Raw genomic sequence first — 24,915 nt, forward strand, 5'->3', positions numbered from 1 at the left:
AATACGTCCATGAAAAACGGTATGGATACTGATTACGACGTCGCCATTCTCGGCAGTGGTATCTCGGGCTCCTTGCTCGCCACCATCCTGGCGAGGCGTGGCGCCCGGGTCGTCATGATTGACGCGGCCTCGCATCCCAAGTTCGCCATTGGCGAATCGACCGTGGGCCATACCTCCGGGATGCTGGAGCTGCTGGGGATGCAGTTCGACATCCCGGAGTTCCAGCAGCTCTCCACCTTCATGGGGGCACGCAAGCACATCGCGAGCGGGATTGGCATCAAGCGCGGGTTCGCCTTCATCCACCACGACAAGTCGCGCCCCTTCGACCTCGACTACTCCAATCAGCTCGTCATCTCCCCCATCCTGCACGGCCCCGAGGCCCACTGGTACCGGCAGGACATCGACGCCTACGTCGCGCACATCGCCGTGCGCTACGGCTCCGACTTGAAGCAGCAGCTCCGCATCAAGGACATCGACCTGGGCCAGGACAAGGTCACCCTGGTGAGCGACCGCGACGAGCGCATCACCTGCCGCTACCTGGTGGACGCCGCGGGCCCCAACTCGCCCGTGGCTCGCCAGCAGGCGCTGCGCGACACGCCCACCCGCTGCAAGACGCACTCGAGGTCCATCTTCACGCACATGATTGGCGTGAAGCCCTTCGACGACGTCCTCGTGGGCAGCGAGCGCAAGCCGTCCCCCGTCCCGTGGTTCCAGTGCACCCTGCACCACATCTTCGACGGCGGCTGGCTCTGGGTGATTCCCTTCAACAACCACAAGTGGTCCACCAACCCGCTGTGCAGCGTGGGCCTCCAACTGGACCCACGGCGGTGGCCCGTGCCGGAGGGCGTGACGCCGGAGCAGGAGTTCAACGCCTGGCTCAAGGAGAATCCCATCGTCGAGCGGCAGTTCGTCGGTGCCCGCTCCGTGCGCGAATGGGTCTCCGTGCCCCGGCTCCAGTATTCGTCGAAGCGGACCATCGGGCATCGCTACTGCCTGCTGGGCCATGCGTCCGGCTTCATCGACCCGCTCTTCTCGCGGGGGCTCGCCGGCACCATGATGTCGGTCCACTCGCTGTCGCTGCGCCTGCTCGACGCGCTGAAGGAAGACGACTTCGACGTCTCGCGCTTCGAGACCTTCGACCGGCTGCAGCAGGGCCTGCTGAACCACAATGACCAGCTGGTCAACAGCGCGTTCATCGCGTTCCGCGACTTCGAGCTCTGGAATGCCTTCTTCCGCGTCTGGGTGATTGGCGAGGCGGCGCTGGACTTCCTGCGGCTGCTCAAGGCCAAGTTCGAGTTCAAGGAGACGCGCGACGAGCGCGCCTTCCATGGCATGGACGAGGTGCCCTACCCGGGCCTGCTCTGCCCCGACGAGGCCGCCTACAAGAAGCTGTGGGACGAATCCGTGGCCAGCATCGAGGCCGTGGAGCGCGGTGAAATGAGCGCCAAGGACGCGACGGCACGCATCGTCCACGGGCTGCAGAGCGCGCAGATTGTCTCGCCCGCGCTCGGCCTCACCGACCCCTCCCGGCACCACTTCGACGGACGGAGCGTGGCGGACGCGCTCAGCGCCTTCGCGTGGGGAAAGCTGTCCGCGCCCGAGTCCATCAAGCAGCGGTACGCGGGGCTCCCGGCCGGCGGAATGCTCCGGATGATGATGAACAACGTCGTGTCCGCGGCCCTGCGGTCCTGACACCAGGAGGAAGCACCCATGAGCTTCGAAACCTTGCAAGACCTGCTGTCGCACCGGGCCCGGACGCAGCCGGACCGGGAAGTCTTCTCCTTCCTCGACGGACGCGGCGAACAGGTGGCGTCGTTGACCTACGGTGCCCTGCACCAGCGCGCGGCGGCCATCGCCGCGGCGCTGCGGCCCGGCATGAAACCCGGAGACACCGCGCTGCTGCTGTACCCCTCTGGCCTGGAGTTCATCGCCGGCTTCTTCGGCGTGCTCCTGGCGGGTGGCATCCCCGTTCCGCTCTGTCCGCCGCGCGGGAAGAGTGACGTGCGGCGCGTGGCCACCACCCGCGCCAACGCCAGGGCCCAGGTGGTGCTCACGAGCAGCGAGCTGCTCCCCCTGCTGCGGCCCATGTCCGGCCTTCCGGACTGGGCCTCCGTGCAGTGGGTGGCCAGCGACACGCACACGGCCGCCGCGCCCCAGGGCGAGCTGCCTCCGGCGCGGCGCCATGACACCGCCTATCTGCAGTACACGTCGGGGAGCACCGCGGCGCCGAAGGGGGTGATGATCAGCCACCGCAACGCGCTGTTCAACGCCACGGACATCCAACAGTCGCTCGGCCTGACCGAGGCCAGCGTGGTCGTGAGCTGGCTGCCGATGTTCCATGACTTCGGCATGGTGTTCACGCTCTTCGCGGTGTTGACGAGCGGCGCGCGGGCCGTGCTGCTCGCGCCGGAGTCCTTCATCAAGGACCCGCTGACCTGGCTGCGCGCCCTGACCGAGCACCGGGCGACGCACACGGGCAGCCCCAACTTCGGCTACCAGCGCTGTGTCACCCATGTCGCGCCGGAGCACCGCAAGGACCTGGACCTGAGCGCGCTCCGTTGCGCGGTCTCCGGCTCGGAGCCCATCCGGTACGAGACGCTCCGTGCCTTCGCGGACGCCTATCAGGGCGTGGGCTTCTCGTATGACGTGTTCGACTGCGGCTTCGGCCTGGCGGAGTCCACGCTGCGCGTGACGACGGGCCAGCGCTCCCGGGTGCTCGCGCTGCACCGGGACGCGCTGGAGCGGGGCACCGTGACGCCCGTCGAGGAGACGTCGCCCCACTGCCGCCTGCTCGTGAGCTGCGGCAAGACGGCCCACGGGGAGGGGCAGCACGAGATGCGCCTGGAGATCGTCGACCCAGGCACGCGCCTGCCCTGCCCACCCGGAAAGTTGGGCCATGTCTGGGTGGCCGGTCCCTCCGTGTCCCCTGGCTACTACGAGAACGCCGAGGCCACGCGAGCCACGTTCCACAACCTGCTCACGGGCGGCGACGGCACGAGGTTCCTGGACACGGGTGACCTGGGCTTCCTGGACCACGGGGAGCTGTTCATCACCGGCCGGGCCAAGGAGCTCATCATCATCCGCGGCGAGAACCACTACCCCCAGGACCTCGAGTCCACGGCGGTGGCGGCCATGCCGCGGCTGCGTGACGACAGCACCGTGGCCCTCGGCACGGAGGGCGAGACGGAGGACAGCATCGTCCTGCTCGCGGAGGCGCCGGACGACGCGAGCGGCGAGGATGTCGCGGCGCTCGCTGGCCCCGTTGCCCGGGCCATCAGCGAGTCGCACGGACTCTCGCTGTCGCGCTTCGTGCTGGTCGCCAGGCGTGGCCTGCCACGCACCACCAGCGGCAAGCTGCAACGGCTCCAGAGCAAGGAAGCCTGGCTCCGCGGGGACCTGTCCGTGCTGGCCACCTGGGAGAACGCACGCGGCGACGACGAGACCGCGCCCACCGTGGCGCCGGAGCTGGACGGGCTCCACTGGCGTGCCATCGAAGCCTGGGGCCGCGCGTGGCTGGCCAGGCAGCTGCGGCTCCCGGATGCGCACGTGACGGCGCAGGCGCCCTTCACGCACCTGGGGCTGAGCTCGGTGGATGCGCTGGCCTTCTCGGGGGCGCTGGAGCGGCTGCTGGGGCGCAAGGTGCCGGCGACGACGTTCTTCGACCATCCCACGCTCCGTGAGTTGGCCCAGTCACTGCAACCGGCCGCGGAGGACGTCGCGTCTCCAGCAGCCCCCACTGACGCCTTGTCGGAGCTCGAGCAGGAGCTTCAGCGGGCCGAGCAACGCATCAAACACTGACGCGCGGGCTCGCGCGGGAGGAAGTCATGCAGCAGAAGACCGGAGACAGCGCCGCGCTCCTGTCGCGGGCCACGGCGGCACTGCGTCAACTCCAGGAGCAGCTTGACGCCGTGGTCCGCTCGCAGCGCGAGCCCATCGCCATCATCGGCATGGCGTGCCGGCTCCCCGGCGACGTCCATGATCCGTCCGGGCTGTGGGAGTTGCTGCGAAGCGGGCGCGACGCCATCGGCGAGATTCCGAGGGAGCGCTGGGACTTCGACGCGTTCTACGACGCGAAGCCCCAGGTCGCCGGGAAGATGTACACGCGGCATGGCGGCTTCTTGAAGCGCGTGGAGGACTTCGACCGAGGCTTCTTCGACATCTCCGAGCGGGAGGCGGTGCAGATGGACCCGCAGCACCGCTTCACGCTGGAGGTGACGTGGGAGGCGCTCGAAAGCGCGGGGCAGCGGCTCGAACAGCTGGAGGGCAGCCGGACGGGGGTCTTCCTGGGGCTGTCCGCGCAGGACTTCATGCTGCAGAACATGCACTCGGGAGACCCGCGGCGTATTGACCCCTACGCGGGCACGGGGACGACCGCCAGCGTCGCGGCGGGCCGCATCTCCTACGTGTTCGGCTGGATGGGTCCGTCGATGACCCTGGACACCGCCTGTTCCTCCTCCCTGGTCAGCGTCCACCAGGCCATTCGGAGCCTGCGCACCCGGGAGTGCGACCTGGCCGTGGCGGGGGGCGTCAGCCTCATTCTCGCGCCCCAGAACAACATCTATTTCTCCCTGCTCATGTCCCAGGCCCCCGACGGCCGGTGCAAGACCTTCGATGCCGCGGCCAACGGCTTCGTGCGCAGCGAGGGCTGCGGCATGGTCGTCCTCAAGCGGCTGTCGGAGGCGCTGCGGGACGGTGACCCGATTGCCGCTGTCATCCGAGGCTCCGCCATCAACCATGACGGGAGGAGCAATGGGCTCACCGCGCCCAATGGACGAGCGCAGCAGATGGTCATCAAGGAGGCCTTGCGCGATGCCGGCCTGGAGCCCCAGGAGGTGGGCTACGTGGAGGCACACGGGACGGGAACGAAGCTCGGTGACCCCATCGAGCTGGCGGCGCTCTCCGCCGTGTATGGCCAGGGCCGGACGGCGGACGCACCGCTCGCCATCGGCTCCCTCAAGACCAACATGGGCCACCTGGAGCCCGCGGCGGGAATCGCCGGGCTCATCAAGGCCGCGCTGGTCGTCCGCAACCGGGAGGTGCCGCCTCACCTGCACCTGAAGACGCCCAATCCCCTGTTCGACTGGACCCACGCGCCCCTGCGCGTCCTCACCGCGCACAGCCCCTGGTTCGGCACGGACGCGCCCGCGCGTGCCGCGGTGAGCGCCTTTGGCTTCAGCGGCACCAACGCGCACGTCATCCTCGAAGGCCCACCCGCGCGCGAGGCGAGACAGGAGGCCCCGGACGGCGCGCACCTCCACCTGGTCCCCGTCTCCGCGCGCTCGGAGGCGGCCTTGCGCGCGCAGCTCGCGCGCTACGCGGACTGGCTGGAGCGCACGCCCGGCCTGTCACTGGAGGACTTCGCGCACACCGCCGGAGCGCGACGGAGCCACCACCGCTTCCGAGCGGCTGTCGCTGGCCGCTCGCGCGATGAAATCGCGGCCGCGCTACGACAGCAGTCCCTGCGGCCTGGCCCCTGGAGCGCGCCCACGGAGCCCCCGCGGATCGCTTGGGCCTTCACGGCGCTTCCGGGCCACTGGCGGGCCTTCGCCGCGAAGCTCCTCGCGAGTGAGCCTCGCTTCGCGCAGACGTGCCGCCAGTGGAGCAACCGCTTCCAGGCGCGGCTGGGCGTGAAGCTCGATGACTGGCTTGCGGGTGAGTCGCTGCCGGCGGAGACGCCCGCGGGGCTGGATGTCTCGGTTCCCGGCCGCTTCGTGTTCACGGTGGCGCTCGCGGAGCTCTGGCGCGCCTGGGGCGTGGTTCCGGAGGCCGTGCTGGGACACGGAGAAGCGCTGCTCGCCGCGGCCTTCGTGGCGGGACGGCTCTCCCCCGACGCCGTGGCCACCGCGCTGGAGTCCGCCGCTCGGAGGGAGTCCCCGGCGCGAGCGTCCTGGAGCGCCTCCCTGCCAATCCAGGCCGCGGGCCTGCCGCTCTATTCCACGGCGAGCGGAGGTTGGCTCCAAGGTCACGAGCTGACGGTGGCCGGAGCCAGCGGCGAATCACTCCGGGGCCATGTCGCGAGGCTCATCCGCGAAGGCCACGGCCTGCTGCTGGAGCTGGGGGCGGAGCTCCCGTCACCGGATGCGACGCTTCAGTCCATCCAGGTTGCCTCCATCCCGGAGGACGGTGAACCCGCGGCGGCCCTCCGGCGAGCACTCACCCACGTCTACATGGCGGGCGCATCCTTGAGCTGGGGCACCCTGTCGGGCGAGCGCGGCCAGTGTGTTCCCCTTCCCAGCTACGCGTGGCAACACGAAGCGCTGTGGCCCGGTGGCGTGAGTCGGCGCGAGGCGCGCGGCCCCAATACCGCCTGGCTCCACCCGCTGGTCCAGAGGTGTACGCGCCGCGACGCGCAGGAGGTGCACTTCGCCTCGGAGCTCTCGACCCGAAGCCATCCTGAGTTGCGCGACCACCAGGTGCAAGGACGCATCGTCTTCCCGGGCGCTGGCTACTTCGAAATGGCCCGTGCCGCGTGCACGCTCGCCTCGGACTCAACGGACGTGGAGCTCCGCGACGTGGACATCGTCCAGATGCTCCCACTGGGTTCGGAGAAGACGTCCGTCCAGGTCGTCGTGAAGGGCGACGCGTTCACCATCACGAGCCAGGATGAAAACGGGCGGAGCCGCGTCCATGCGAAGGGCCACCATGGCGCGCCCCTCCGGGACGTGGGAGGGGCCGGGTGGCCGGACCTGCGCGAAAGGGGCGTCGCGGACGAGGGCGCCACCCAGGTCGGTCCGGGGGGGATGAAGGGCTTCTACGCCATGCTGACCTCGCGGGGGCTCGACTACGGCCCCGCGTTCGCGCTCGTCGAACGTCTGCGCCATGACACACGGCGATTCCACTCGTGGCTCCGGCCGGTGACGGCGGCGGAGGGCAGCGAGACACGCCAGGACATCCCGCCCGCCCTGCTGGACGCCGCCTTCCACGGGCTGGCGGTCGTTGAACCTCCCGACGCGGCCGGGGGAACGTATGTGCCCGTCGGCGTCAAACGGCTCCGCTTCCGGGGGACACCGCGCGGAGCAACGGAGGTGCTCGGCCAGTGGAGCACCGAGGCGCCGACCCAGGGCGTGAGGGTCTGCGACCTCCTGGTGCGCGACGTGGCGGGTGACTGCATCGCGGAAGTCGAAGGGTTCCGCGTGAAGTCTCTGCGGCAGGTGCCCGAGTCAGGCCGAGACGATGAACCCGCTCCCGCGCTGGAGACCTACGTCCCCACATGGGTGCGCGCGGAGACGCCGAGCGCGCGCGAGGCACGGCCGCTCGACGGCGTGCGCCGGGTGGCCGTCTTCTCAGACACAGGAGGGCTGGGTGACAGGCTCTGCGCCACCCTCTCGGCTCGCGGAACCCCCTGGGTGAAGGTGCTCGTGGGCGAGCACTCGCGCCGCGTCGACGACAGCACGTTCATCGTCGCGCCCAAGACCCCCGGAAGCGTCCTGACGGACGCCATCGCGGCGTGCTCTCACGTCGTCTACCTCTGGGCCCTGGGCGTCAGCACGCCGGAGACAGCGCGGAGTGTCGACGAGGCCCAGGCCTTGACGTGCGCCGGTCCCCTGGCGCTCGCCCAGGCGATGGGCCGCATGAAGCAGCAGGCCCGCATTCTCTTCGTCACCCGTCATGCCCAGCAGGTGGAGCCCTCGTCGGGTGTCCCGGGCTTGAGCCAGGCGCCGCTCTGGGGCTTCGGCCGTTCCCTGGCACAGGAGCTGCCGGAGCGGTACGGCGGACTGCTCGACCTCGACGGGGGCCCGCTGGATGCGCAGGTCGACGAACTCCTCTCCGCGCTGAACACCGAGGCAGGTGAGGACCAGCTTTGCCTGCGCGAGGGCGAGCGCTGGGTCCTGCGCATGCAGCCGGCCCCCCTTCCGGAGGTGGCGGACGCGACGCGGGGGGGGCTGCGCGCGGACGCACACTACCTCATCACGGGAGGTCTCGGAGACCTCGGCCTGCACGTCGCCGAGTGGATGGCCCGGTCCAAGGCCGGACACGTCACCCTGGTGGGACGCCGGGCGCCCGAGGCCGCGAAGCAGGCGAGAATCGACGCCATGCGGACCCTGGGGCTCCAGGTCCACGTGGTCCAGGCGGACATCACCGACCGCGAGCAGGTGCGGGCGTTGGTGGAGCAGCTCCCGGGCCCTCCCCTGCGCGGCGTCATTCACGCAGCGGCGGAGCTCGCGGATGGGCTGCTGCGCCAGCACACCTGGGAGTCCTTCTCCCGAGCGTTCACCGCCAAGGTGCAAGGGGCCTTGTGGCTGGACCAGGCGACGCGGGCCCACACGCTCGACTTCTTCTGGATGTTCTCCTCGGCCAGCGCGGTGCTGGGCTCGGCGGGCCAGAGCAACTACGCGGCGGCGAACGCGTGGCTGGACGCGCTTGCCCTCGCGCGACGCGCCTCGGGGCTTCCCGCCACCAGCATCAACTGGGGCCCGTGGGCGGGAACCGGACTGATGGCCCAGGTCGGCGGACGTCAGGGCATGGAGCGCCAGGGCGTGTCGCTCATCGCCCCCGAGCGTGGCATCGAGTGCCTGCCATCGCTCCTGTCCGGCACGGCACCACAAGTCGTCATCGGCCGGTTCGCCTGGGCGAAGCTGGCCACCATGCTCCACACATCCCGGTTCGGCTGGCTGGCCGCGCTGGGGGGCGCCGGGGCGGAAGCGCGGGGAGCGGTGGCGCGCGGCATGCTCGACGCGCTCCCCGCGAGCGAGCGGCGTGAAGCCGTCACGGCGCTCATCCTGCGGCTGGCGGCACAACTGCTGCCTGGCAACCGCTCCGCCAACGAGATTCACCCCGACCGGGCCCTCTTCGAGTTGGGGCTCGACTCGCTGGCGGCGCTGCACCTGAAGGACGGCCTCCAGCGGGAGCTCTCGCACGAGCTCCCGTCGGTGGTGGTATTCGACAGTCCGACCATCGCGGAGCTGGCGACCCACCTGCTGAAGTCCATCTGGGGCGAGGACACCGAAGCGCGCCCGGCCAGCAGCGCCCAGGCCGCCGCCCCTGACACCGGTGACGACGAGCTGCTGGTGCGGGAAATCGCGGGCCTGACCGAAGACGAGTTCGACCAAGCGGTCGACGACCTCCTCCGAGACGTGCAGTGAGTGAGACCAGCATGGATGAGCGCATCGAAGCAGGAAGGATGAGACGTGCCCTCGCGACACTGGTGGACCCGGGGGAGGCGCGCGTCAAACAGGTGGATGGCCTGCGGGCCATCGCCATCCTCTGGGTGTTCATCCTGCACTGCATCTGGTGTGTCGGGATGTTCATTCCTCGTGACGCGCTCATGGCGGTGGTGAACGAACACGCAACGCATCCCCTGTTCACCTTCTTCATTCGTGGTGACCTGGGCGTCGACCTCTTCTTCGTCATCAGCGGCTTCTTGATCAGCGGGATGCTGGTGCGCGAACTGGAGACGCGCGGAGGAATCAACCTGCTCCAGTTCTACTCCCGCCGCCTGCTCCGGCTGATGCCCGCGTATGTCGTGGTGCTCCTGCTCTTCTGCCTGCTCTCAGGCGAGAACTGGCGCTTCGCATGGGCCAACCTGCTCTACGTCAACAACTTCATCCCCACGGCGCAGCAGTGCATGAAGTGGGCATGGTCCCTGGCGATTGAAGAGCAGTTCTACCTCCTCTTCCCGTGGCTGCTGCTGATGTGCGGCACGTCGGCGCGGCGCAACCTGGCCGTCATGGTGACGCTCGCCGGACTGGGCGTCGCCCTGCGCGCCTGGCTTGTCTGGAGCCATGGGGTGGAGCTGCCCATCGTCATCCACGAACGAATCGACCCGCAGCCCTTCGAGTCCTACAACGACGTGTTCTACGTGAAGCCCTACACCCGCTTTGGGGCCCTCCTCATCGGCGTGGCCGTCACGGAACTGATGCGCAGCCCCTACCGCCGGTGGGTGGTGGACACCCCTTGGAGCGCGGTCCTCCTGCTATGGGTAGGCATCATGAGCTGGGGATGGGTCATCGCGCCGCCCATCTTCAAGCCCGGCACCGAATGGTCCACCACGTTCAGTCTCATGTATCTGAGCGCCTACCACACCGTCTTCGCCATCGGCACGGCGGCCTTCCTGCTCGCCAGCTTCGCCGCGCGTGGTGTCGGCGCGTGGTGGGGTCGGCTGCTAGCGGCGAAAGCGTGGCACCCCATCGCCAGGCTGTCGTATTCGACCTACCTGATCCACCCCATCATCATCTTTGGCTTCTACACGCTCATCGGCTTGAAGGAAGTGCCCTCCATGACCCAATTGCTGGGCGCCATGGCCCTCTGCTGGACGCTCACGATGGCGCTGTCACTCCTGCTGTACACCTATGTGGAGCTGCCCTTCATGCGCATGCGCCCGGCGCTCTCCCACGTCCGGTTGTCGCGTGAGTGAGGGGTACGCGGTCGGTCTCTCGGAACCTGTCAACGCGAGCGACACTCGCAACCGGACGCCGGTGGGCCCCCTCCGTCGAGGCCCCTCCCCGAACCTCACCCCGGCTGCGCAGGAGATGAAGTGCATCGGCTGAGCCCTCTCACGAGACGACAGCCTTGACGCTCACCGCGAACAACCTCCGCAAACGCCTCGGGCACATCCACCGTCACCTGGGCCATGAAAGATCCTCCCATGGCCCAACCCGCCAACACGCACCCCCCTTCACCCAGGCGCGGGCACCCGCCCCCTCGGCCCGTCGTCAGCTCTGCCGACGCCCAGCTCCAAGTCCGCACCCCACCTGAGCCAGGTATCGCAGTGCGCAAGGCTCGCGAGGCGGCTTGTCCTAAACAAGACACCAGCGATCGCTTCCTATCCTGCACAAATCAATTACATACTCCCAGGCGTCAGGCATGGCTTGCCAACCCCACGGAACCGCCTATCATTGACGATCCCTACCTCGACACCTGACGCCCCTGCCTCACGCCCCAGGAGGAAGCGCGCTCATGCCTTCCCGCAAGCGTTCACCCCCGGCCGCCATGCTGTTGCTGGTCGCCGTGGCCCTGAGCGGGGGCTGTCAGGGATTGAACATGGACGAGGAGATCCGGTTCGCTTGTGATTCGAACAAGCGCTGCAGCCAGAAAAACCATACCTGCGGCCTCGACGGGCTCTGCCACCCCAGCAAGGTGCGCGGCTTCGCCTCGCTCTTCGACGCCACGGACACGTCTGGAGAGGTCCACCCCGCCGCCTATGCCACTTCGGTAGCAGGCAGCGCGTCCCGGAAAGCAGCGCTCGCGGCCCGGGAGCGGCCAGGAGACCATGACTGCGCGAAGCGCTGCGCGAAGCGGCTCGCAGGGTGCACCGCTGGGTGCGAGGGGCGCTTGAAGTGCCGTGAGCACTGCAGCCGCGCCTCGGACCTCTGCTATTCGCGGTGCCGGAACGTCAACGACGCGCTCGAGGTGGCCCGGCAGCGTCGCGACGAAAAGCTCTGCATGAGTGAGAAGGGCCAGATGCGACGATGCACCGCGGCGGAAAACGAGGAACTGAACGCGGAGATGGCGCGGGCGGCGAAGATGTTCTGCGAAGATCGTCATGGCGAGCACGTCCTCTGCCCCGAGCAGCGCGAGCAACTCCAGAAGGCCAGACGTTTCATACCAGCGGGCTACCATGGGGTCGGCTGCGACGGTGCCGGGCAGGAATAGACAAGCGGAGTCTGGAAACACCAAACGCCTTCAGGAAAGAAGAACCATGCGGCGCGAATCCGGTCAGGCGTTTGTGGAAACCGCCTTGACGCTCCCCCTTGTCCTGTTCGTGATTCTGGGCAGCCTGCAGCTCTTCCTGCTCTCCCAGGCCCGCCTCTTCGCGCAGTACGGCGTGTTCCAGGCGACCCGGGTCGGCTCCTTGAATCACGGAGCCTGCACGCCGATGACCCACGCCGCGCTCCTGTCCGTGCTTCCCGCGGTGCATTCTTTCCTCGGCGACCGGACGCTCCCGGGTGTCACCCCCGGCGAACAGCTCGGCGAGGCCTTTGGCCGCTTCCGCGACAACCACTACCTCGGCTACAGGGGCCCAGGTTGGAACAGCGCCGGTGCTGAAACCGAGGCGCTCGTCTGGCTCGTGCGGGAGCAGCCGGTGCCCACGGCCGCGGACGTGGTCGCGTTCGATCAGCCCCTGCCCCGCCCGGGGCGAGCGGAGCCGCTGCGACTCGAGGTCCGGATGATCTTCTGGGCGCCGCTGCGCATCCCCTTCGCGGACTGGGTGTTCTCACGCATCGCCGCGGCACGGCTGGGGCTCGACAGCTTCACGGGCCAGGACCCGCTCATGCTCACCCGGAGCGCGGAATGGGAAGCCGAGGGCCGCCCGAGCCTCGATGCCCGGATGGCGTCCGAGCTGCGGCGCAGGCTCGCGCGCGGCCACTACATGTTCCCCATTGAGGTCTCCTCCACCATGCGAATGATGACGCCTCCTCGCTTGTCTGAATTCGCCGGGGCTGAGTGCTCGGCGCCGGGGTTCACGCCATGAACCTCCGGACCAGGCCGGTAGCGCGAGGACAGACGCTCGTGCTGTTCGCACTGACGCTGGTGCTGCTCGTGGTGATGGTGTGCATGACGCTGTCCATGGGCGCCAAGGTGAAGGAGCGCATGGAGCTGCAGACACTGGCGGACACTGCCGCATACAGCTCCGCGGTGACGACCGCGCGCGCCTTCAACTCCGTGGCGGTGATGAACCGGGTCCAGGTGGCGCACGCCGTCTCGACGCTCGGGACGCTGAGCCTCATCTCCTGGTCCACGCTGTACTGGAAACACGCGGACAACGCGGCGGAGCTGTTTCGCCTGATGGCCGTGCCGTATAGCGTCAACACCTTCTTTCAGTGCTATCCGGTCCGCAAACCCATGTGCGGGCTGTGCACGCGTGCGCTCGCACAGACGCTCGTGCTCGCCACGCTGTCGACCGTGCATGCGAATCAGACGCGCGGCAAGCTGCGGCGCGACACGGAGCTCTTCACCGCGGAGACGCTGCCGCGATGGAACGCGGCGCAGCGCATCCACGCCGCGCAGGTCGAGGTGCTGGCGCGTGCCCGGGCTCGCGCGGGTGACGGCCCCGACGGACTCGCGCAAGAGTACCTGTCCCGGGCGAACCTCGTCGCGCCCGACGAGGTCCGCGTCCAGCCAGCCGGGACGGCCGTCACCCGGCGGGAGCTGAACGATGCGGTGCTCGACCATGCTTCGGCTCGTCAAGGCAGTGAACCGCACGAGGTCGGACACCTCGTGATGGGCACCCGCGGGCACCCGTTCCTGCGCAATCGGGGCGAGGGGGGCGCGTGGGATCGGATGTTCTCGTCGGACAGCGTCGGCCACCGCTCCCTCCTGCTGTTCGCGGCCGGTCACGTCTTCTACAGCGGCTCCCGCAGTGGCAAAGGCTATTACGACAGCGACTACGCGCCGCTTCCCTCGGGCCGGCCGTATGAGCCACGCGCCCATGATGGACAGGGTGGGCGTACACGCGTCGCCTTCCTCCCCGCCGCCGACGTGGGCCGGATACCGGGGGCCGTGGCGCGACTCCGCAGGTGGACGATGTGCATGTCGCCCCTCCCCGCCTTCCCCATCGCGGGAGCCATTGGCCTGGCGGGGCGAGGAATTGGCGCTGGCGCGGTGCGGGTCACCGCGACCCAGCACGAAGGCATTGGCCACACGACCCGGCACGCGGTCGAGACGTTTCCGCCCTTCGTCGACTTCAACGGCGCACAGGTCCTGGATGCGGCGAACCTCCAGGGGCAGCCCAAGCTGGTGACGGCGCTGTCGCGCGACCCGGTGCCCGAGCGGGATGTCTGGAACCTCTCGTTCAACTTCCGCACCACCGCCGAAGACAGCAGGACCCTCAGCCTGGGGGGCGGACACACCTTCGGCGGAGCGCCACGTCAGGTCGCGGTGGGCTCCGGCATCGTCTACTACCACCGGTTCCAACACTCGACGGAGCCGCCCAACCTGTTCGCGCCATACTGGCGGGCCGGCTTGACGCGGCTCTCCATCGACCGGCCCCGGGCAGGGTCTCCCGATCGCACCCTTTTCGATACACAAGCGGGTGAGTTCCTGTCGGGCACCGGGGCCACCGAGGTGCAAGGCGCGTTCGAAAGCCTGGTCAGGAACGGGTACACCGGATGGTGACGCGCAAGGGACGCCAGGGTGCCGCGAAGGGCGCGCGGGGACAGGCCATGCTGGAGGCCGTGCTCGGCATCATCGTGCTGGTCACCGTCCTGATGTTCGGCCTGCACTTCGCCGAGCTCGCGCATCTTTCGCTGAAGGCCCATGAAGCGGTGGCCGCGGCAGCATGGGATGCCACCGCGTACCGCGTCGAGCGCCCGGGCGTGGACACCGTCGACGACTGGGCCTGGTACGACTCGGGCCGGATTGCCGCGACGCGCGTGACCTACGCCACCAACGAGCGGTACGCGGATTGGGATGGCCGCAGCAGCACACCGGGCGACAGGGGGCCCACCCAGCTCTACTCCCAGGCGGGCACACTCAACACGGCGTGCATCCGCAGCGAGGACCCACGCAATGGCTTCCGCGTGTCCGCGACAGCGAACACGCCTGCCTATGGCGAGCCGGGCGCGCTCTCGTGCATCACCCAGGGGTCGGTGAGGACCATCAACCTCCCGGCGCGATTCCTCAAGGCCGCGGACGACGGCGTCTTCTCCGCCGAGCACCTCACGCGGAGTTCCTTCAGCCTGTGCGGCCTGGGCCGGCCCGCGGCGGGCGACACCTGCCGCGGCTCGCTGAACATCCTCCTTGGGGACCACGGGCTCACCTCGGGAGAGGATGAAGAGCGTGAGTGCGCCCTCCTCCAGGACGACGTCCCTGGCCAGCGCTGTCAGAACCGGGCTTTCTACAGCCTCGCGCACGAGGGGTGGGACCGCTCCATGGGGTGGACGGGTCTGCCCGAGCGATGGGCGAACGATATCGTCGGCAGCACGCCCCGTGGGCGGGTGACGGGCTTCTACCTGAGCTTCCGGGGCGAGGAGTCCGGCACCTTCGGAGAGTCCCACGAGCGCATCTGGCAGACGCAGCCCATGGACCACAACTTCGTGGACGACCCGTCGCTGGGCAGGAGACGCGGAACGTATCGCGAGGCCTTCGACGCCGCGAACAGGCTCCGTTCGACCTCGGCGACGCGGTTTGTCTACCTCGGGAAATACACATGCGACTGAGCCGAACCCTTCTTGTCGCGACCGCGTGGGTGATGACGCTCTCGGTGGGGTCGGTCGCCTCCGCGAATCCCTTCGTGAAGGACGTCCCGGGGGCCGTTTCGCAGCCCACGCAGGCGGAGAAAATGGTCGTCGACGGCGTCATCATCGAGACCTCGACGCTCGTCTCCAGCAAGGACGTCGCGACGCTGAAGGCGCACTTCCGCGCGCTCTTCGCACGCAGGGGCCTGTACCTCGCGGAGGAGACGGCGGAGATGAAGTTGAAGCTCGGTGATCAGGTGACCGGGCTGGATCCGGAGCGCCTCATCTCGTACACCGTCATCCTGCAGCCGTCGGGAAAGAATGCGACGACGCTCATCGTCAGCTCGGCGGAGTTGGCCAGGCGGCAGCAGAAGGCGGCGCCAGCGTTCGCGCCGATCTACCCGGGCAGCGGTCCTGTCACCAGCACCCAGCTCGAGTGGATGAAGTCCATGAGCTACGCGACCACGGCGACTCCGGCCGAGGTTCGCGCGTTCTACCGCGAGAAGCTCTCCGCGCAGGGTTACGCGCCAGGCCCGGACGACGCGTTCATCAAGGGCGCGGAGCGCATCGCGCTGACAGTGGCGCCGGGCGTGACGGAGCGCACCGTCTTGCTCATCCATGAGCTGGGCGTCGCGGAGTGAGCCTGGAAGAAGGCGCTCCAGCGCCAGTGACGCGTGAGCGTCACCCACCGAATCGAGTCACGCGCATTGCAGAACGTCTCGGCCCTGATTGCCTACGATGAGGGAGAGGATGGACACCGAGGCAAAGCGCCGCATCCGCGCGGTCGGCGCCATTCCGGCGCGCGCCAGTGCGCGGCGGCTCATTACCATCGCCTTGGAAGTCACCGATGTCTGGGATGACCGCCGCCACCTCAACATTCTGCCGCTGCTAAAATCAACCCCAGACGCCCCTCTATGATGCCACCAAGGAGCCTCCCTCCCCGCCCCTCCAGCCAACGACACGTTTCGGGACTTTACTGATAGAAAATGAGTCTCCCGCGAACGTGTCGTGATTCGCGGCGGCAGGCGGACGCATGTCGTGGATTTCGTATCCATGGTACTCGGGTGCTTGTCGGCTAGTGGCCTGAGGACGTTGGCCATCCATGTGTTGCGCGCCGAATCGTCGGGAGCAAGAAGTGGTGTCGTTCATTCCATGGGGGGGACGGTCCATTCCGGACTGCATCCTGCTCTTCGGGGGAAGACAATAGATGCGAAGCCGTCCTGGGGTGCTGTGGTCGCGGAGACTGGCGGTCACGCTTGCCTTATCGCTGGGAGCGTGTGGTGTGGAGTCTCTGGAGGAGAAAGTCCGTCCTCAGGAGGATGGAGTATCGCTAGAGGACAATGGGGCGCTGACGCGTGAGCGTCCGAAAGCCTCTTTGACGTGGGACCCTTATGCGGACGCGGTGGCGTCGGGCACCACGGCGACGGTGCTCAACGCGAGCGCGGCGCTGGGCGCTCCGGACGGGCGGGCCGCGACACTGCTCGGCTTGCTCAACACGGCGCTGGTGCTGGACCTGGGCCAGGGCGAGGAAGGCACCGGCGACCTGCGCGTCTACTATCAGGGCCTGTCATTGGCGTTGGTGGCCCAGGTGGACTTCCTGAAGGCGGATGGGACGTTCATTGGCTCCAGCTCGCTGCACCTGGTGGAGTTGGGCCTGGGGACGCATGTGGCGGTGGCGACGTACCCAGGGAACCAGCCCTATCGCTACGTGCGCCTGAGGGGCGCGGTGCTCGCGCTCTACCTGGTGGACGCGGTGGAGACGTCGCTGCGGCCCATCTGTGGTGATGGGGTGCTGGGCGGATTCGAAATCTGTGACGACGGCAATCAACTCTCTGGAGACGGCTGCAACAGCGTCTGCCAGGTGGAGCCGGGATACACCTGCACGGGACAGCCGAGCGTCTGCGACAACAACTCAGCGCCCACGGTCGAGGACGTCCACACGACCACCCCGGAGGACACCTCGGTGACCATCACCATCCCCGCGGCGGACCCGGATGGCGACGCGCTTGACTTCTTCTACACCACGTCTGGCCATGGCACGCTCTCGCTCGCGGGGGCCTCGGTGACGTACACCCCGAACGCGAACTTCGCCGGAGAGGACAGCTTCCAGGTCACGGTCTCCGACGGAAAGAAGCAGGCAGCGGCCACCGTCTCGGTCACGGTGACTCCGGTCAATGACGCGCCCGTGGCTGCCTCCGCCACGGTGACGGCGGACTACAACACGTCCCCGCCCATCACGTTGGCGGCCACGGACGTGGATGGAGACGCGCTCACGTACACCGTGACGGCGCCTCCCGTTCACGGAACCCTGTCCGGGACGGGCGCCCAGTTGCTCTACACGCCGGCCGCGGACTTCCAGGGGGAGGACTCGTTCACCTTCACGGCCAGCGACGGCGCGCTGACCTCCAATACCGCCACGGTCAGCATCACCGTCAGGGGACCGCCTGTCTGCGGCGATGGCCACACCGATTCGGGTGAGGTGTGTGACGACGGCAACCGCGTCGCGGGAGACGGGTGCCGAGCGGACTGCCAGGGCGTGGAGGTGTGCGGTGACGGACTGGTCGACAGCGTCACGGGAGAGCAGTGCGACGATGGCGGCACGACCCCCGGGGATGGCTGCGACGCCGCGTGCCAACTGGATGCCTTCTCGAATGTGCCCCCCACGCTCGTCAGCGGGACGCTGAACTGCACCACGGCCGAATCGAACACGGGGCGCAAGGCGGCGGTGGATGCACTGGGGCGCTTCTACGTCGTCATGAAGTGCGGTGGCGATGTCCATGTCAGTGTGAGCGTGGACCGTGGCCACACCTGGGTGGGGCCCACTCCCCTGGGAATCACCAACGCGGCGGAGGTCGTGATTGAAGGCGGCCCCACGGGGGTCGCGTACGTCGCGGCCACCAGCGCCGGCACGGTGATATTCACCCGGACCCTCGACGCGGGAGCGAGCTGGGAGGCGCCGCGAACCCTCAGCGCGGCGGCCAACCCCACCGTCAGTCTGGATTCCAGGGGCGACGCCCTCTACATCTCCGTCTCGCGAGGCAGCAACGCAGGGGTCCGCGTCCTCCGGAACTTCGCGCGAGGCGCGAACGACTTCAGCGTGACGGACGTGGACCAGCGCAATGCCTACTTCGACGTCCTCGTGGACAAGGTCAGCGGAGATGTCTTCTCGGTGAGCGACGACCCCTCCTTCCGCATCAGCCGCAGCAGCGCGCAGGGGACCAGCTTCGGCCCGCTGAGCTCCCCGCCGGGGCAGGCGTTCTTCTCGGACTGGACGGGCTCCAACGGCTTCATCTACGTCACGGGCTCCTTCGGGGACGACAACGTGGACGTCATCCCCATGTCCGCGCCGGGGACGAGCACCCAGGTGCCGGGCCTCCCCACGGACGTCGGTCCCGGTCCCTTCCGGACGATTGACGCGGACGCGCTCGGCAACGGCTACATCGCCTCCCAGCGAGGGACGGGCGACATCCAGTTGGACCGGATGCTCGTGGGGGCCACCATGATTCTGGCCGCGGATGCCAGGACGGTGGGGCCGGGCGCCGTGCCAGCGGTCGCGGCACTCCCATCGAACGGCGGTGCCCTGGTGGCCTACACGAACGGCACCAGTGTCTACGCCTCGGTGGTGGTGTACTGAATCCACGGAGCCCTTGATGCGTGCCTTCCAGGTCGTGCGGGAGGCGCGCATTCAGGCCGCCGTGGATGAGAGTGCCCTCCCCCGGTGCAGGTGTTTCCCTGCACGACGGGCGCATCGTCGGACGTCATCGCAGGCGTGGATTGGGTGGCCGACAACCACCTGTTTCCCGCCGTTGCCAACATGAGCCTGGGGGGGAGTGCCAGCCAATCCCTGGATGACGCGGTCGAAGGGCTCATTGACTCCGGCGTGGTGACCATCGTCTCCGCCGGAAACGACGGCGTGGCTGCCTGCACCCAGTCACCCGCGCGGCTGCCCGCGGCGATCACCGTGGGCGCCAGCAACGACATGGACGCGGTCGCGGGCTTCTCCAATCACGGGAGCTGCGTGGACCTCTTCGCGCCGGGCGTCGGCATCCGCTCCACCCTGGCCACCCCGGTGAATGGGGTTGGCAACATGAGTGGGACGTCGATGGCCGCGCCCCACGTCACCGGCGCCGCGGCCCTCTACCTTCAACGCCATCCTGGATCGACTCAGCAACAGGTCCGTGACTTTCTCGTGGGTGAGGCCACGACGGGCCGGCTGACGGGACTTCCGGCAGGGTCACCGGATCGCCTGCTCTTCACGGGTGGCATCAACAGCTTCCTGCTCAACGTCGCGAGCGCCCAGCCACCGGTGGGCAACGACGGCCACTTCGAGGCGGCGGACTGGAACGGCGACAAGCGGCCGGACCTCTTCTTCATCCAGCCGCAGAGCCTGACGGGCTTCACGGAGGTCCACATCCTCTCCGGGTCCACGAGCTACCAGACGTTCCTTGGACATTGGGTGACGGCGTTGCACACCACGAACGCGGACTGGGCCTTCGAGGTGGGTGACTGGAACAACGACGGCAGCCAGGACGTGTTCGCCATCCAGCGGGCAGGCGCCACCGCGACGGAGGTCCACATCCTCTCCGGCGCCACGGGCTTCCAGACGTTCCTGGCGCACACGTCCACCGCCCTGCACACGACGACGGGCGACTGGGACTTCAAGGTGACGGACTGGAACAAGGACGGCACGCTGGACGTGGTCGCCCTCAACTCCCAGGGCGCGGGAGGCCACGTGGAGGTCCACATCCTCTCCGGGGCCACGGGCCTCCAGACGTTCCTGCTGAACACGACCACCGCGCTCCCCAGCGCGGGGAGCTGGGAGTACGAGCTGGCGGAGGTCAACGGCGACGCGACCGTCGACCTGGTGGGCATCCTCCGCTCCGGGGGCAGCAACTCAGCCGAAGTCCATGCCGTGTCCGGCGCGAGCGGCTTCTCCAGCTTCGTGTTGCAGGCGGGCACCGCGCTGCATCCCACGAACGGGGATTGGACGTTCGAGATGGTCCGGTGGGATGACCCGAGCCTGTTTGGCATCGAGCTGCTCGGGAACGGGCCAGACCTGGTCGCCATCAACCGGAATGGGCCGCTGGCCGTCGAGGTCCACATCCTCAATCCGTGATGCATCCGGGAGCGGCGGCGGCCTCCCAGCCGCCGCCGGTCGCGGCCACTCACCTCCGCGCCATGGATGCGTTGTTTCAGGACGGCGAGGCAGTGCCCACCGCCGCGCACCGAAAACGGCAGTGAATGCTCGACGAGCAGCGCCAACGTCCGCTGCGCCTCCGAGGCATGGGCTGTACCGACCCGCCGAAGACAGGACGGGTCCCCGCGCGACGGGGCACGCCCACGGCCGCCTGCCGCTCCCCCCTCTGTCATCTCGGCTCACGTTTTACGAGGGATGAATCCAGGGACAGGCATCGGGCTCAAGAGGAAGTCATGGAAAACAATGGGTTGAAGCCATTCACATTTCACCGGCACGACCGCCCTGAAGTGGCTGCGGCGCTCCGACCACTCAGGGGTCTGGCCCCCTATCCAACACGAGAAGCGCCCAGCCTCGCTTCGCTCGACGCAGAGACCGCCGCGCGGCGATACCTCGACAAGGCCTTCGCCAGCGCACAGCTCCCGAGCTTCTCACCGATGACAGTCCACGACCACGAGAACGAATTCCGGACCCTCGGCGCCGAAGCGCTCCCCCTCACCGATACCACCACGGTGAAGTTCCGACAGCTCTTCGGGAACATCCCTGTCTACGGCTCGCTGGTGACAATCGAGCTGGATGAGAACAACGAGCTGCTCGCCATCCACTCCTCGCTCGGGCAGCCGTCCGACGTGGAGCCGGTGGCGGAGCTCTCCCCAGCGCAGGCCCTGGGAGTGGTCGCCAGTCGGGCAGGGTACACGAATGGCTCGCTCAACGCCGTGCCCCGTCTCCAGTACTACTTCGACCCAGGACAGGAGCGCTGGCACCTCGTCTACACAGTCGAGAATGTGCTGAGGCGGCAACCGCGAGGCCAGCGTGCCCCTGCCCTCTTCGACTACGTGGTGGACGCGCATACGGGCGCGCTGGTCGCCGAGCTGCCGCGCACCCAGCGAATGGAGTTCACGGAGCCCGGTGCCTCCGAATCCAGACGGCGCCGCCGTCACGCGCCAACGGACCTCCCGGACACGGACTGCGCCGCGACAGCGGCGGATGAGCTCGGCCAATCGCGCGAGTTCCGGTGCAAGCGTGATCGGGAGCGAAGCCTGCTCGTGGACGAGGACCTCAACATCCACACGCACGACGCACGCTTCCGGGACCTCTCACTCGGCGGCGACGCATTCCCGGGCGACTACGTCACCCTGCCGCCCAAGCCCTGGCCCGCAGCGGGAGTCAGCGCACATGCCAACGCCACGGAGGTCGCTCGATTCCTGCGGAGCATCCTCAAGCGCAACGGCCTCGACAACCGGGGAGGCCGCATCATCTCCTCCATCAACTGCTGTTACGGGGGCGACGGCGTAGGACGCGAATGGCGCAACGCCGCGTGGATTGGCACCCAGATGGTGTACGGCCAGCGCCTGCAGCGAGGCAAGCTCGTCTCGTACGCCTCCGCGCTCGACGTGGTTGCCCATGAAATCCTCCATGGACTCACGGACCACACCGCGCGCCTTCGGTACTCGGGCGAGACCGGAGCGCTCAACGAGTCCTACTCGGACATCTTCGGCATCATCATTTCGAACTTCCACGAGCCAGACGTCGACCAATGGAACTGGGAGATGGGTGAGGCGTTGGATGAAACCGGACTGCCCCTCAGAGACCTGCGGTCACCCAGGCGCTGCGGCCAACCAGAACACATGGATGACTACCTGGTGCTTCCTTCTGACCCAGCGCACGACTGGGGCGGCGTACACGCCAACAGCGGCATCCACAACCGCGTGGCCTACCTCCTGTTGACTGCCGCTGGCGCCGAGGGGCAACCGCTCCTGAGACCGCGGGAGGTCGCAGCCCTCTTCTACCTGACGCTCACGCAGTACCTCTCCTACACCTCCACCTTCAGCGACAGCCGCCGCGGAATGGCAGCCGCCGCGCGCAGCCTCTTCCGCAAGGACCCGGCGCTCGAAGCGAAGCTTCAGGCCCTCGCGCATGCCTTCGATGCGGTAGGCATCGCGTCCACGGTGCCGCACGATGCGTTTGAAGCCGCGGAGGAGGAGGCCTCCTCCTCACCCCGCTCGATTGAGGCACCGGAGGTGGCGGTCGTCAGCGTCGCGCCCAGGCTGCTCATCCCCTACTCGTCGGACTTCCTTGGCGACGGGTTCGAAGTCCCGCTGCCCCAGTTGACGGGGCGCACGTCCGACGAGGCGTTCTCGGGTGGCCAGGTGGTGGACTACGTCCACTTCTCCCTGACATTGCATGAGCGTCGCCGTATAGCCCTCTACACCGCATGCAACATCGACGCTGCGCAGATGGTACGGCTGGGGCGACAAGGGCTGCCGTGGAGGTTGGACCCACGAATCCCAGCGAAGGTGCAATTGGGGCCCGCCTACTACGCAGGCAACGAATGGGACCGGGGCCACCTCGTCCGCCGGCAGGACCCCATCTGGGGCCCGGTGACTGAAGCGCGCCGGGCCAATGAAGCCACCTTCTACTTCACCAACGCCGCCCCCCAGCATGCCAACTTCAACCAGGATGAGTGGCTCGTGCTGGAGGACTGGGTGCTCGAGCGGGCCGCCGACTTCGCCTACCGGCTGTGCGTTTTCACGGGCCCCGTGCTGAGCGACGATGACCCGCCGCTCCGTGATGCGCAGATTCCAGCGGGCTTCTGGAAGGTCGTGGTCCTTCGCGACGCCACCGCGGGCGGCGCGGACCTCTCCGTGGTCGCGTTCTTCATGAAGCAGACCGAAATGTTGCGCGACAAGCTCGGAAAGAAGCTGCTGCGGCTCAAGCGCTACCAGGTCACGCTGTCGGCCATCGAAGACTGGACGGGCTTGGACTTCGGCGCGCTGAAGGACGCGGACGAACTGGCATGGACGCCCTTCGCCCTGCGCGCCGACAGGCCCGCCGAATCCTACCGACTCCTGACCGGCCCACAGGACCTCGTCTTCAGCGGCGACCAACGACGCGCTGCGGGCCGACGCATCCTCCCACAGCGGTTCCCCGGCGCACCTCCAGGGCTGGGGGCGTCGGTGCACTGAAGCCTGGAGCCGGACCGCGCGCCTTTCACGCGAAGGCACGTGGCCAGGGACGCACCGACTACCATCGCCCGCTCGAACCACCCGTCGCGAACCTGGGCACCGCCGAGCCGGTCCACCTCCGCGAGCGTCTGCGGCGTGAGCGTCCCGGTCATGTCCACGGACCAGGCTCCGGTTGCAAGCCGAGGCACTTCTTCCACGGTGACACCCAGGGCCGGAGAGCCAAAGGCGCAACACGCTGGGCGCCATTGAGCGCTGGCCCGCGACACCACGGGGCAGACCACCTTCATCGCGGCATCGGGTGCCCGGGGGCTTTCATGACATGGCGCTGATGCGGCCTCCGCCCATTCCGGGCTTCACGAAACCAGGCGGAGGTGCATGAGGAGGCGGGCTATGCGCCTGTGCCCGCCGCCGCCGGCTCATCCAGGATGGGCACGAAGCCGCCATGGGTCCGGCGCCCCTCGTCGTAGGGCACGTTGTCCGGGTGCATGCGCGGATCAGCCATGGCCTTCCCCCACCCCGCGTCGCGAGCCTCCTTCGACGGCCACTCAACCCAGGCGAAGACGACCTGCTCCTCCGCGGTGGCCTTCACCGCGCCCTTGAAGTCAGTGACCTTCCCGTCGGGGAGGTCATCTCCCCACGCGTCGACGACGCGCAGGGCGCCATGCTCCAGCAGCACCGCCGCGAGACGGGACGCGATGGCATGGTAGGCCTCCTTGTTCCCAACCGGGACCGGCACGAGAGAGCCATCGACGTAGCCCGGCCTCCCCGCTCCGCCCTCGTGGAGGTCGGGGACGAAGCCGCCGAAGATCATCCGCTTCCCATCAAAGGGCATGTGCGCGCCCATCTCCTTCATCCGCGGATCACTGAACGCCTTCGCGTTCGCTTCGTCCCGCACCGCCTTGTTGGGGTACTCAATCCAGGAGAAGACGATGACCTCATCAGGCTCGGCCTTCACCGCGCGCCGGAGGTCGGTGACCTTGCCCTCGGGGACATCGTCCCCCCAGCACTCAACGAAGCGCGTCGCTCCAAACTCCTTGTACAGCGGCGCCGCGGCGACAGCCGCCTGCCGATACGCTTCCTTGTTCGCCGCGGGTACTGCGACCACGAATCCATCGATATAGGCCATGGCAACGCTCCAGTCGGGCATCCCTGCTTTGACAAGAAGGGTTGATATCAACATAATCACCTCTGTCAATGTCCCGAGCCGTCCCATTCGCCACGACGCTTCACGTCCGCGACCACTGCCTGTGCCTGGTGGTCCAGCAGGCCGCGCGCGCCCTTGCTCGGCGCTTCGATGAAGCCCTGCGTCCGGTGGCCCTCACGCACGGACAGTTCTCACTGCTGATGTCGCTCAATCGCCCCCAGCCACCGTCCATCGGTCCGGTCGCGGAGCTCCTGGCGATGGACCGGACCACGCTGACGGCCAACCTGAAGCCGCTCGAAAGGCGCGGGCTGGTGAAGACCACCGTCGACCCGGCCGACCGCCGCGGGCGGCTGCTGACGCTGACAGACGCAGGGCTCCAGCTCCTTCAAGCCGCGCTGCCCCACTGGGAGCGCATGAACGAGGAGACAGAGCGGCTGCTGGCGCGGACCGATGTCGACGCCCTTCGAGCTGGACTGCGGGCGCTGTCCTGAGTCC

At 68.2% G+C, this 24,915-nt stretch carries 15 protein-coding genes; 14 read left to right on the plus strand and 1 reads right to left on the minus strand.

Features of this window, described 5'->3' with window-relative positions:
* The first annotated feature begins 21 nt into the window (after positions 1-21).
* From HV826_RS16945 to HV826_RS17005, 13 genes are all read left to right on the plus strand, one after another.
* Entirely contained in the window at positions 22-1,692 is a 1,671-nt protein-coding gene (locus tag HV826_RS16945; RefSeq protein ID WP_176418069.1) for an NAD(P)/FAD-dependent oxidoreductase, read from the plus strand.
* 18 nt (positions 1,693-1,710) lie between these two features.
* Complete coding sequence (locus HV826_RS16950) at positions 1,711-3,798, plus strand: AMP-binding protein (protein WP_176418070.1); 2,088 nt, start codon at positions 1,711-1,713, stop codon at positions 3,796-3,798.
* A gap of 26 nt (positions 3,799-3,824) precedes the next feature.
* Positions 3,825-9,083, plus strand: coding sequence for a type I polyketide synthase (locus tag HV826_RS16955; protein ID WP_176418071.1), 5,259 nt, complete (start codon positions 3,825-3,827; stop codon positions 9,081-9,083).
* A 38-nt stretch (positions 9,084-9,121) separates the two neighbouring features.
* Positions 9,122-10,354 carry an acyltransferase gene (locus HV826_RS16960; RefSeq protein ID WP_176418072.1) on the plus strand — a complete coding sequence of 411 codons (1,233 nt, stop codon included), beginning with the start codon at positions 9,122-9,124 and terminating at the stop codon, positions 10,352-10,354.
* A gap of 542 nt (positions 10,355-10,896) precedes the next feature.
* A complete protein-coding gene (locus tag HV826_RS16965; RefSeq protein WP_176418073.1) occupies positions 10,897-11,592 on the plus strand; it encodes a hypothetical protein in 696 nt (231 codons plus the stop codon).
* A 46-nt stretch (positions 11,593-11,638) separates the two neighbouring features.
* On the plus strand, positions 11,639-12,412 hold the full coding sequence (locus tag HV826_RS16970; protein ID WP_176418074.1) for a TadE/TadG family type IV pilus assembly protein: 774 nt from the start codon (positions 11,639-11,641) through the stop codon (positions 12,410-12,412).
* Positions 12,413-12,450: 38 nt separating this feature from the next.
* Positions 12,451-14,055 (plus strand): pilus assembly protein TadG-related protein, encoded by a 1,605-nt coding sequence (locus tag HV826_RS16975; RefSeq protein ID WP_368670942.1) that lies wholly within the window; start codon positions 12,451-12,453, stop codon positions 14,053-14,055.
* Positions 14,049-15,098 carry a hypothetical protein gene (locus tag HV826_RS16980; RefSeq protein WP_176418076.1) on the plus strand — a complete coding sequence of 350 codons (1,050 nt, stop codon included), beginning with the start codon at positions 14,049-14,051 and terminating at the stop codon, positions 15,096-15,098. The genes HV826_RS16975 and HV826_RS16980 overlap by 7 nt, the downstream gene beginning before the upstream one ends.
* Positions 15,089-15,757: a hypothetical protein gene (locus HV826_RS16985; RefSeq protein ID WP_176418077.1), complete on the plus strand. Its 669-nt coding sequence runs from the start codon at positions 15,089-15,091 to the stop codon at positions 15,755-15,757. The genes HV826_RS16980 and HV826_RS16985 overlap by 10 nt, the downstream gene beginning before the upstream one ends.
* Before the next feature lie 109 nt (positions 15,758-15,866).
* Positions 15,867-16,034, plus strand: coding sequence for a hypothetical protein (locus HV826_RS16990; RefSeq protein WP_176418078.1), 168 nt, complete (start codon positions 15,867-15,869; stop codon positions 16,032-16,034).
* Between the two features lie 289 nt (positions 16,035-16,323).
* Complete coding sequence (locus HV826_RS16995) at positions 16,324-18,750, plus strand: tandem-95 repeat protein (protein WP_176418079.1); 2,427 nt, start codon at positions 16,324-16,326, stop codon at positions 18,748-18,750.
* 84 nt (positions 18,751-18,834) lie between these two features.
* Complete coding sequence (locus tag HV826_RS38100) at positions 18,835-20,232, plus strand: S8 family serine peptidase (RefSeq protein ID WP_176418080.1); 1,398 nt, start codon at positions 18,835-18,837, stop codon at positions 20,230-20,232.
* A 515-nt stretch (positions 20,233-20,747) separates the two neighbouring features.
* On the plus strand, positions 20,748-23,276 hold the full coding sequence (locus HV826_RS17005) for a DNA/RNA non-specific endonuclease (protein ID WP_217918664.1): 2,529 nt from the start codon (positions 20,748-20,750) through the stop codon (positions 23,274-23,276).
* 388 nt (positions 23,277-23,664) lie between these two features.
* Here the strand turns inward: HV826_RS17005 and HV826_RS17010 are convergent, their stop codons facing one another.
* Positions 23,665-24,402, minus strand: a complete 738-nt coding sequence (locus HV826_RS17010) for a DUF1428 domain-containing protein (RefSeq protein ID WP_176418082.1) — start codon at positions 24,400-24,402, stop codon at positions 23,665-23,667.
* Positions 24,403-24,470: 68 nt separating this feature from the next.
* On the opposite strand from HV826_RS17010, the gene HV826_RS17015 reads away from it, so the two are divergent.
* Complete coding sequence (locus HV826_RS17015) at positions 24,471-24,911, plus strand: MarR family winged helix-turn-helix transcriptional regulator (protein ID WP_176418083.1); 441 nt, start codon at positions 24,471-24,473, stop codon at positions 24,909-24,911.
* The last annotated feature ends 4 nt before the right edge of the window (positions 24,912-24,915 follow it).

This window comes from Myxococcus sp. AM010 (genome assembly GCF_013372585.1).
Lineage (GTDB): Bacteria > Myxococcota > Myxococcia > Myxococcales > Myxococcaceae > Myxococcus > Myxococcus vastator.

Excerpts from the sequence above, each read along its gene's own strand:
- HV826_RS16960 (WP_176418072.1), top strand. The coding sequence starts at position 9,122 with ATGAGACGTGCCCTCGCGACACTGGTGGACCCGGGGGAGGCGCGCGTC.
- HV826_RS16990 (WP_176418078.1), top strand. The coding sequence starts at position 15,867 with ATGGACACCGAGGCAAAGCGCCGCATCCGCGCGGTCGGCGCCATTCCG.
- HV826_RS16945 (WP_176418069.1), top strand. The coding sequence starts at position 22 with ATGGATACTGATTACGACGTCGCCATTCTCGGCAGTGGTATCTCGGGC.
- HV826_RS16970 (WP_176418074.1), top strand. The coding sequence starts at position 11,639 with ATGCGGCGCGAATCCGGTCAGGCGTTTGTGGAAACCGCCTTGACGCTC.
- HV826_RS16995 (WP_176418079.1), top strand. The coding sequence starts at position 16,324 with ATGCGAAGCCGTCCTGGGGTGCTGTGGTCGCGGAGACTGGCGGTCACG.
- HV826_RS16950 (WP_176418070.1), top strand. The coding sequence starts at position 1,711 with ATGAGCTTCGAAACCTTGCAAGACCTGCTGTCGCACCGGGCCCGGACG.
- HV826_RS17015 (WP_176418083.1), top strand. The coding sequence starts at position 24,471 with ATGTCCCGAGCCGTCCCATTCGCCACGACGCTTCACGTCCGCGACCAC.
- HV826_RS17005 (WP_217918664.1), top strand. The coding sequence starts at position 20,748 with ATGACAGTCCACGACCACGAGAACGAATTCCGGACCCTCGGCGCCGAA.
- HV826_RS17010 (WP_176418082.1), bottom strand. The coding sequence starts at position 24,402 with ATGGCCTATATCGATGGATTCGTGGTCGCAGTACCCGCGGCGAACAAG.
- HV826_RS16985 (WP_176418077.1), top strand. The coding sequence starts at position 15,089 with ATGCGACTGAGCCGAACCCTTCTTGTCGCGACCGCGTGGGTGATGACG.
- HV826_RS16965 (WP_176418073.1), top strand. The coding sequence starts at position 10,897 with ATGCCTTCCCGCAAGCGTTCACCCCCGGCCGCCATGCTGTTGCTGGTC.
- HV826_RS16980 (WP_176418076.1), top strand. The coding sequence starts at position 14,049 with ATGGTGACGCGCAAGGGACGCCAGGGTGCCGCGAAGGGCGCGCGGGGA.
- HV826_RS16955 (WP_176418071.1), top strand. The coding sequence starts at position 3,825 with ATGCAGCAGAAGACCGGAGACAGCGCCGCGCTCCTGTCGCGGGCCACG.